The organism is Archangium sp., assembly GCF_036388035.1.
Classification (GTDB): domain Bacteria; phylum Myxococcota; class Myxococcia; order Myxococcales; family Myxococcaceae; genus Archangium.
Genome location: NZ_DASVSO010000698.1, coordinates 1 through 9,098, shown reverse-complemented (window position 1 = coordinate 9,098; position 9,098 = coordinate 1). Strand labels below are relative to the sequence as shown.

At 69.0% G+C, this 9,098-nt stretch carries 9 protein-coding genes; 6 read left to right on the top strand and 3 right to left on the bottom strand.

The window, feature by feature from the left end; all coding sequences use genetic code 11:
• On the bottom strand, positions 1 to 1,100 hold a 1,100-nt coding region (locus VF697_RS28770; protein WP_331099939.1), incomplete at its 3' end, for a peptidylprolyl isomerase.
• Between the two features lie 232 nt (positions 1,101 to 1,332).
• Between VF697_RS28770 and mreC the strand changes: the two genes are divergently transcribed.
• The 4 genes from mreC to rodA are packed head-to-tail and all read left to right on the top strand — an operon-like array spanning position 1,333 to position 5,841.
• Positions 1,333 to 2,187 carry a rod shape-determining protein MreC gene (gene mreC / locus VF697_RS28765; RefSeq protein ID WP_331099938.1) on the top strand — a complete coding sequence of 285 codons (855 nt, stop codon included), beginning with the start codon at positions 1,333 to 1,335 and terminating at the stop codon, positions 2,185 to 2,187.
• Positions 2,188 to 2,697 (top strand): hypothetical protein, encoded by a 510-nt coding sequence (locus tag VF697_RS28760; RefSeq protein WP_331099937.1) that lies wholly within the window; start codon positions 2,188 to 2,190, stop codon positions 2,695 to 2,697.
• Positions 2,694 to 4,706: a penicillin-binding protein 2 gene (mrdA, locus tag VF697_RS28755; protein WP_331099936.1), complete on the top strand. Its 2,013-nt coding sequence runs from the start codon at positions 2,694 to 2,696 to the stop codon at positions 4,704 to 4,706. The genes VF697_RS28760 and mrdA overlap by 4 nt, the downstream gene beginning before the upstream one ends.
• Positions 4,690 to 5,841 (top strand): rod shape-determining protein RodA, encoded by a 1,152-nt coding sequence (gene rodA, locus VF697_RS28750; protein WP_331099935.1) that lies wholly within the window; start codon positions 4,690 to 4,692, stop codon positions 5,839 to 5,841. Before mrdA ends, rodA begins: the two co-directional genes overlap by 17 nt.
• Before the next feature lie 24 nt (positions 5,842 to 5,865).
• Here rodA and mgtE read toward each other — a convergent pair whose 3' ends face one another.
• Positions 5,866 to 7,245 (bottom strand): magnesium transporter, encoded by a 1,380-nt coding sequence (gene mgtE / locus VF697_RS28745; protein WP_331099934.1) that lies wholly within the window; start codon positions 7,243 to 7,245, stop codon positions 5,866 to 5,868.
• 30 nt (positions 7,246 to 7,275) lie between these two features.
• Between mgtE and VF697_RS28740 the strand changes: the two genes are divergently transcribed.
• A complete protein-coding gene (locus tag VF697_RS28740; RefSeq protein ID WP_331099933.1) occupies positions 7,276 to 8,124 on the top strand; it encodes a PilZ domain-containing protein in 849 nt (282 codons plus the stop codon).
• Positions 8,125 to 8,179: 55 nt separating this feature from the next.
• Here VF697_RS28740 and trxA read toward each other — a convergent pair whose 3' ends face one another.
• Positions 8,180 to 8,512 (bottom strand): thioredoxin, encoded by a 333-nt coding sequence (gene trxA, locus VF697_RS28735; RefSeq protein WP_331099932.1) that lies wholly within the window; start codon positions 8,510 to 8,512, stop codon positions 8,180 to 8,182.
• Positions 8,513 to 8,693: 181 nt separating this feature from the next.
• Between trxA and VF697_RS28730 the strand changes: the two genes are divergently transcribed.
• Positions 8,694 to 9,068: a hypothetical protein gene (locus VF697_RS28730; protein ID WP_331099931.1), complete on the top strand. Its 375-nt coding sequence runs from the start codon at positions 8,694 to 8,696 to the stop codon at positions 9,066 to 9,068.
• Positions 9,069 to 9,098 lie beyond the last annotated feature (30 nt).

Sequence of the window (9,098 nt, the reverse complement as noted above, 5' to 3'; positions counted from 1 at the left end):
CGCTTGTAGAGCGTGGTGGCGATCTCGTCCTGCACGTCCTCCAGCTTCTTGTCCGCGGCCGGCCGCTTCTCCTCCACCTTCACCAGGTGCACGCCGTACTTCGTCTCGATGGGCGCCGTCACCTTGACCGGCTCGAGCGCGAAGGCCGCGCTGGCCAGCGCCGGCTCCCAGTTGCCGCGCTCCACCCAGCCGAGGTCTCCCCCGGAGCCCTTGGTGCCCGGGTCCTCGCTGCTGGCCCGCGCCACCTCGGCGAAGTCCTTGCCGCCCTCGAGCTCCTTGGCGAGCGCCTGGGCGCGCTCCAGCGCCTTGGCCTTCTGCTCCGGCGTGGCCTCGGGGGCCAGCTTGATGAGGATCTGCCGCGCGCGGATGCGCTCGGGCTGCTGGTACACGAAGCGGTTGGCCTCGTAGTAGTCCTTGATGTCCTTCTCGTGCGCCTTGCGGAAGGTGCTCAGGTCCTCGGCGCCAGGGGCCGGCACCTTGTCGGCGTACATGGTGGGCAGGAAGCGCGCGAACACGATGCGGGCCTGGTTGCCCTCCTTCTCGAAGCGCGAGCGCACCTCGTCATCCGCGACGACGGCACCGCTCTGCACCATGCCGAGCATCTTCTGCGCGCCCAGCCGGCGCCGCAGGTCCTCCTCGTAGTCCGCGGGCGTCTGCCGGTAGTAGTCGCGCAGCACGGACGTGTAGGTGGTGTAGTCGAACTGGCCGTCCTTCTGGAACTCGGGGCTGTTCTGGAGGATTTTCAGGATCTCCTCGTCCGCCGCGCGCACGCCCCGCTCCTCGGCCGCCTGGGCGAGCAGCTCCGTGTTCACCATCCGCTCGAGCACCTGCTGGGGCAGACCGAACTGCCGGGCGACCGCCTCGGTCACCGGCTGGCCCTGCGAGCGGAGGTACTGGATCTGGTTCGCGTACTCGCGACGGAACTCCAGGATGGGGATGTCCCTGCCGTTGACCACGGCGGCGGCCGAGGGAGCGGCGGCTCCGGGCTGACCGGTGGCGAACCCGTTGCTGCCCGGGCCGAACTGCAGGGTGAACACCACCGCGATCGCGATGATGAAGAGGACCGAGACGACCTTCCGCGGCTCGAGACTGTCGTTCATGTTGCCGTGACCGTGTTTCGTGACTGAGGCACGCCGTGGGTTCCTTCACGCGGAAGGATTCTCGGCGCGCATGTGTTGGGTGCCCGGTCGGATGGTGGACGATGGATCGCCACCCCCCGTGAAGACCTTGACTGCCTAGAGCAACACCCCGGAAAATGCAAGCGATTCAGAGTAGTTAGCGAGCCCCCCTCCGTTCCCGCCGCTCCCTCTCACCTACACGGACCTTCACGAAGTGCTGTCGCTCCTCAAGCGCTACCGGACGCTACTCATCGTGGGTGTGCTGCTGCTGTACCCGCTCGGGGCCTTCCTGACGACGGGACGGCGCGGCAGGAACCCCAATTTCTTGGACCGGGCCGTCATTGGCATGACCGCCCCCTTGCAGCGCGGACTCATTGGCCTCATCGACGGGGTCAAGGCCGTGGTGTTCGGCTACATCGACCTGCGCGAGGTGCGGCAGGCCAACGAGGAGCTGCGCACGGAGAACCTGCAGCTGCGGGCGGCCGTGCAGGCCCTCGGCGAGACGCGGGCGGAGAACGAGCGGCTGCGAGGCCTGCTCGGTTACGCCGAGGCGGCGACGGGGCCGGAGATCGCCGCGCGGGTGGTGGGCGTCAACCCGGTGGCCAAGCTGCTGTCGGTGCGAATCAACCGGGGCGAGACGGACGGGGTGCACCGCGGCATGTCCGTGGTGACGCCGGACGGCATCGTCGGCCAGGTGGTGCGCACCACGGGAGGTTGGGCGGACGTGGCGTTGGTGACGGACGCGCAGAGCCGGGTGGGCGTGCGGGTGCAGCGCTCGCGGGCCCGGGGTACGGCGGCCGGGGCGGGCAAGGGTCCGCTGCGGCTGGAGAACATGCTGCGCACCGAGGACGTCCAGGAGGGCGACCTCATCATCACCTCCGGCACGGACGGCGTGTACCCGCCGGGGCTGGTGGTGGGGAAGGTGACGCACCTGGAGAAGACGGAGCATGGCATGTTCCTGGGCGGCGACGTCATTCCCGCGGTGGACACCACCCGGTTGGAGGAAGTCCTCGTGGTGGGCAACCCCTTTGGCAGCGTGGCGCAGGCTCCGGCCGGAGGTGACCGCTAGATGAAGTTCCTCGTCACCATGGGCCTCGCGCTGCTGCTGCTCACCCTGGAGTCGGTGGTGGTGCAGCAGCTGGGCCTCGCCATCAGCCGCATCGACGTGACGGTGGTGCTCGTGGCCTTCCTGGCCGTGCGCGCCAGCACGCTGGAGGGAGCCGTCTCCTCCTTCTCCGTGGGCTACCTGCTGGACTTGATGAGCGGCCAGCCGACGGGCCTCTTCACCTTCCTGGCCGTCTTCACCTTCCTGGTGGGCAAGCTGGTGGTGAGCTTGGTGGAGGTGCGCGGCCGCGCGGCCTTCGTCCTCTTCGCCATGGGCGCGGACGTGGGCCACGGGGTGCTGGCGGGCTTCTTCACGTGGCTCACCACGAAGGAGGGCTCGGTCTCGGCGGCGCTGCTGCCGGGCCTGCCGCTGCAGGTGACGCTCACCGGCGTGGCGGCGGCCCTCCTCTATCCCCTGCTGCGGCGCTTCGAGGCGTCGCAGGATCGCACTTCTTCCGCGGGGCTGCTGCGTTGACTCCTCCGACACTGGCCGAGACGACTCCGGGGCGCGACCTCAAGCGCCGCTTCGTGTGGGTGGGCCTGGCCATGGTGGCCGGGATGGTGGCGCTCGCCGTCCAGCTCTACCGCCTCCAAATCACCCAGGGCGAGGAGTACGCCGCCAAGAGCGTGGCGAACTTCGTGAAGGAGGTGCGCCAGCGCGCGGACCGCGGTCTCATCAAGGACCGGCGCGGCACCATCCTCGTGGACAGCCGTCCCTCCTTCGACGCCTTCGTCACCCCGGCCTTCTGCACCAACTGCGCCACCGAGGTGCTGCCGCGCCTGGGCGAGCTGCTCGGCTGGGACGAGGCCACGCGCAAGAAGATGGAGGATCAGGTGCGCGTGGCGCGCCGCAACGCGCCCTTCCAGCCGTTGCCGGTGCGCATCGACCTGACGCGTGACGAGTACGACCGCATCAACGCCCGCCGCGACATGCTGGACGGCGTGGACGTGGTGCCCGTGCCGCACCGCAACTACCGCACCTCGAGCGTGCTCTCGCACGTGCTCGGGTACATGAACGAGATCACCACCGACGAGCTGGAGCGCCTCAACGCCGAGGGCTCGCGCTACGCGCTGGGTGACTACATCGGGCGTCGAGGCCTGGAGCGCTACTTCGAGACGACGCTGCGCGGCACGGACGGCGTGCGCAAGGAAGTGGTGAACGCGCGCGGCCGGGTCATCGATGAGCTCCAGGACAAGCTGGGCAAGGACGCGGTGGTGCCGTCGCGGCCGGGCAACAACGTGGTGCTGTCCATCGACATGCGCCTGCAGGAAGAGGCCGAGAACGCCTTCCCGGCCTCCGCTGGCGCGGTGGTGGCGGTGGACGTGAAGACGGGCTTCATCCGCGCGGTGGTGTCTCGCCCGGGGTTCGATCCCAACCTGCTCACCGGCCGCATCACGCCAACGCAGATGGCCGCGCTGGCGAAGGATCCGCTCCAGCCGATGATCAACCGCGTATCCGCCAACCACTTCAGCCCGGGCTCCACCTTCAAGGTGATCTCCGCGCTGGCGGCCTACAAGTCGGGCCACTTCCGGCCGGACTCGGTGGTGAACTGCCCCGGTGGCTACCGGCTGGGCGCGCGCACCTGGCGCTGCCACAAGGACAGCGGCCATGGGCCGGTGAACGGCAAGACGGCGATGCAGTACTCGTGCGACACCTGGTTCTACAAGGTGGCCGATACCATCGGCCTGGATCCCATCGCCGAGATGGGCAAGGCCCTGGGCCTGGGTTCGCCCACGGGCATCGGCGTGCTCGCCGAGGTGCCGGGCATCATGCCGTCGAGCGACTACCACAACAAGGCGTCCCCGGGTGGCTACACCAAGGGCATGGCGCTCAACAGCGCCATCGGCCAGGGCGACGACAACGTCACGCCGCTCCAGCTGGCCCTGGTGTACGCGGCCATCGCCAACGGCGGCACGCTGTACAAGCCGCAGCTCGTCGAGCGCATCGAGGGCCTGGATGGTGAGGTCATCGCGCAGAACATGCCGGAGGTGGTGCGTCAGGTGGACATCCCCAAGGCGCATCTCGACGCGGTGAAGGTGGGGCTGATCGCCACGGCGATGGAGCCGGGCGGTACGGCCTACAGGTCGATGGTGCAGTCGGGGCTGAAGGACATCATGGTGGCGGGCAAGACGGGCACCGCGCAGGTGGCCACGCTGGGCACGGTGCGTCTCAAGACGCACCAGATGGACTTCTTCCAGCGCGACCATGCGTGGTTCGCCGGGTTCGCGCCCGCGAATGATCCGGAGATCGCCGTGGTGGTGATCAACGAGCACGGTGGCCACGGAGGCGCGGACGCCGCGCCCACCGCCATGGCGGTCATCAAGAAGTACTTCGACCTGAAGAAGGAGGACGCGGCCAACCCGCCTCCTCGCCAGAACACGCCGTACGTGCCGGCGCTGCCAGTGGCGCCCAGCGTGGATGGCATCTCGCTCACCCGGGGCTCGGCTCCGGTCGCCGGGGGGAACGATGCAGTTGCGCATTGAGCGGCGGATGGTGCCCCACATCCCGTGGGGTCTCATCTTCAGCGTGCTCGCGGTGGTGGGGCTGGGCATCTTCAACCTCGCCTCCGCCTCGCGCGCGCAGGCCTCGCCGGTGTGGACGAGCCAGGCCATCTACGTGGGCATCAGCCTGCTGGTCGGGCTCATGGTGTGCCTGGTGGACTACCGGGTCATCCAGCGCATGGCGGTGCCCATCTACGTCCTCAACATCCTGGCCCTGCTCGCGCTGCGCGTCATCGGCCACAAGGCCAAGGGCGCCGAGAGCTGGTTCGTCCTGGGCCCCATCCGCATCCAGCCCGCCGAGTTCATGAAGATCGGCGTGCTGCTGATGCTGGCCAAGGTCTACCACGACGACTTCAAGCCCGGAGACGGGGCCTATGGCCTCAAGCGGCTGATCAAGCCGGTGGCGGTGGTGATGCTGCCCTTCGGGCTGGTGCTGGTGCAGCCGGACCTGGGCACCGCGCTGATGATCTTCCTGTCCTCGCTGACGGTCATCCTCTTCGGCAAGGTGCGCTGGTACCTGGTGACGGTGATGGTGGTGGGCATCCTCGCCGGGGCGGTCGTCATCTGGAACGACTACGTGCGCGAGCAGCCCGAGCCGCGCACCACCCTCGTGCGCCACCTGCTCAAGCCGCACCAGAGCAAGCGCATCTCCGGGTGGTTGGACCCGGAGTCGGACCTGCGCGGCAGCGGCTACCACGCGGCCCAGTCGAAGATCGCCGTGGGCTCCGGCGGGCTCACCGGCAAGGGGTGGAAGGAGGGGACCCAGACGGGCCTGTCCTTCCTGCCCGAGCAGCACACGGACTTCATCTTCTCCGTGTGGGCCGAGGAGCACGGCTACGTCATGTGCGTGCTCCTGCTGGTGCTCTACGGCCTCGTCTTCACGCTGGGGCTGGGGGTGGGCTTCAACGCCCGAGACAGATTCGGCGCCTTCACGGCGGTGGGCGTGGTGTCCATGCTCTTCTGGCAGGTGTTCGAGAACATCGGCATGGTCATCGGCCTGCTCCCGGTGACGGGCATCACCCTGCCGCTGCTCAGCTACGGCGGCTCCTCGCTGGTGAGCGTGATGCTCAGCATCGGGCTGCTGGTGAACATCAGCATGCGCCGCCACATGTTCTGAGCGGGGCGGGGCCCCGGCCGCCGCTCACAAGGCGCGGCCGGAGAGGATGAGCGTCACCACGGTGAAGTAGATGACCACGCCGGTGACGTCCACCAGCGTGGCCACGAAGGGCGCCGAGGCGGTGGCGGGATCCAACCCGGCCCGCCGCAGCAGGAAGGGCAGCATCGAGCCGCACAGCGTGCCGAACGTCACCACGCCCACCACGCTCAGGCCCACCGCGACTCCCACCCAGGCGAAGTGCGGGCCGTAGAGCGTCTCGTGGTGCGGCCACAGCAGGATGCGCAACAGGCCCAGCGTCCCGAGGAAGACGCCCAGCGCCACGCCGCTGATGGCTTCCCGCGACGCCACCCTCCACCAGTCACTCAGGTGCACGTCGCGCACCGCCAGCGCGCGGATGATGAGCGAGGTGGCCTGCGAGCCCGAGTTGCCTCCCGAGGAGATGATGAGCGGCACGAAGGCGCTGAGGAACACCGCCTGCGCGATGGCGTCCTGGTAGTGGGCCATGGCCGTGGCGGTGAACATCTGCCCCACGAAGAGCACCGTCAGCCAGCCCACCCGCTTGCGCAGCATCCCGCCGATGCCGATGTCCAGGTAGGGCGCCTCCAGGGCCTCCATACCGCCGATGCGCTGGATGTCCTCGGTGGCCTCCTCCTCGGCCGCGTCGAGCACGTCGTCCACCGTGATGATGCCCACCAGCACGCCCCGGGAGTCCGTTACCGGCAGCGCCACCCGGTCGTACTTCTCGAACATGCTGATGAACTCCTCGCGGTCCGCCGTGGCCGGGATGCTCACCAGCTGCCGATCGTGGATGTCCGTCACCCGCGCGTTCGGGTCCGCCAGCACCAGCGAGGCCAGCCGCACGTCATCCAGCAGCCGGCCCTTCTCGTCCACGATGTAGAGCACGTGCAGCGTCTCGCGCCCCTGGCCGTGCGCGCGCACGTACGCCAGCGCCTCACCCGCCGTCAGGTGCCCCGGGAGGGTGAGGTACTCCGGCGTCATGTACCGGCCAGCGCTCTTCTCCGGGTAGCCCAGGAGGTTGCGCGCCACCTTCAGCTCGTCCGGCGACAGCGAGGTGAGCAGCCGCTTCGTCACCTCGGCCGGCAGCTCCTCGAGCAGGCGCGTGCGGTCGTCCGGCGCCATCTCGTCCAGCAGGTTCTTGAGCTGCTCGGTGCCCAGCGTCGTGACGATCTCCGTCTGCTGGTGCGGTGGCAGGTACTCGAAGACGAGCGCCGCCGTGTCGCGCGGCAGCAGCCGGAAGAGGATGCCGCTCTCGTCCGGGGGCAGATCCTCGATGACCTCGGCCATGTCCGCCGGATCCATGTCCGTGAAGGCATCGCGCAGCGCATTCCAGTTCTTGGCCGCGATGAGCGCGTCGAACTCGGGCTTCAGGAGGTTTCCCAGCATCACAATCTCCGCGCGCGGACGAGCGGGCGCATGGTGTATGAAACGCGGCGGTTGGGGTACGGAAATCTGACCGTGCCCCCGGAGGAGAAGATGGACAGGAAGGGCTCCCGGAAGAAGGCTTCCGCGCAGGAAACGGACATTCCGCAGCCGGAGACGCCTCCGGAGACTCCCGCGGCCCCACCCCCGGCGGCCCGCACGGAGCCTCCTCGCGCGCCGCTCTCGCGGCCCGAGCCGCCCCGGCGCCCGGAGCCCGCTGCCCCCGCCGCGCGTCCGGACCCCTTTCGCCGCACGCCCCCCGCGGCTCCGGCCCCGAGGCCCGGGCTGCCCGGCCGGGCCCCCGCGGCGCCCGCCGCCCCCCGGAGCTTCTTCACCCCCCTCATCGAGGCCGGCAGCGCGGAGGAGCTGGAGCACCGGCACTTCCCCCGTGCGCAGCTCGCCACCAACTTCGAGCTGTGGATTGACGAGGAGGGGGAGCGGCGCTTCACCGCGACCCTGCGCTCGGGCAACGTGAGCGTGGGCGGGGCCTTCCTGGAGAGCACCTTCTTCCTCCCCATGGACACCGAGCTTCGGGTGCGCTTCTCCCTGGAGCCGGACGCGGCGCCGGTGGAGGCCCGGGCCCGCATCGTGCGCGAGCAGCGTCCACGCCGGGAGGACGAGCCCTCCGGCTTCGGCATCCGCTTCGAGGAGTTCTACGGGCAGACGGAGGTGTCGCTGGCGCGGCTCTTCCTGGACACGCGGCTGCGCACCTTCGCCGAGGAGTACCTGCGCTCCCACCGCGCCCGGGGCCTGCCCAACGAGCTGGAGCGGGTGGTGGACGCGCTGGCCGCGTGGGAGCTGCTCAAGGCCAACAACCCCACGGACACCTGGCGGGGGGAGTGAGGCGGGTCGTCCGCGGGGAGTCCCGGTGAGGGGACTCCGCGCGGACGGGTGAAGCTCAGCCGATGAACTTCTGCATCGTGGCCTCGAGCTTGGCCTTGGGGACCGCGCCGACGATCTGCTCCACCACCTTGCCGCCCTTGAAGACGAGCAGGGTGGGGATGGAGCGCACCCCGTACTGCTGCGGCGTGTTCTGGTTGTCGTCGATGTTGACCTTGGCCACCTTCATCTTGCCCTTGTACCGGGTCGCCAGCTCCTCGAGCGCGGGAGCGATGGCCCGGCACGGGCCGCACCAGGTGGCCCAGAAGTCCACCAGCACGGGCTGGTCGGACTTCAGCACTTCACTCTCGAAATCCCCATCCCCGATGTTCATCACGTCAGCGCCTGCCATGGTGTCTCCTCCGGCATGCAGGGTAAGCAAGGAGGCGCGTCTAGTACGCGCCCGCCAGGCCTGCAAGGACGGGTTTCTCGCCCCTCTGCTTGCTTAGATGCGGACGAGGCAAGAGGGTCGCAAGCCGATCAGCGGAGATGTCGCTTCGACTCGGGGCGGGTGGGTGTAAGCTAGGGGCGTGATGAGGCTCTTCCTTCCCCAGGCCCAGCTCGAGGAGTGGGCGCTGGAGGACAAAGCGGACGTCAAGGACGGCCAACTGGTGGTGACCGGGGAGCAGGGCGTGTACCCGGTGACCCCCGCGGTGCACATTCTGCAGGTCGTCTCCGGGGAGGACGCCCAGGGGCTGGTGACCAAGGTGAAGACCGAGGACCAGCTCAAGACCCTGGGGGCCGAGCAGATGGCCGACTCGGTACTGCTCGGCGACACTGCATACGAGGTCGTCCCCGGTTATCTCGCCGAGGTCCCTCTCCCTCCCTCGGATGCTCCCTCGGAGGACGGCAAGCCGGGCTCGGAGACGGATCTCCTGGCCGCCTTCCTTTTGAACAAAATGGGCTGACGCACTCGGTCCAATAGGTTGTCTTCGCCA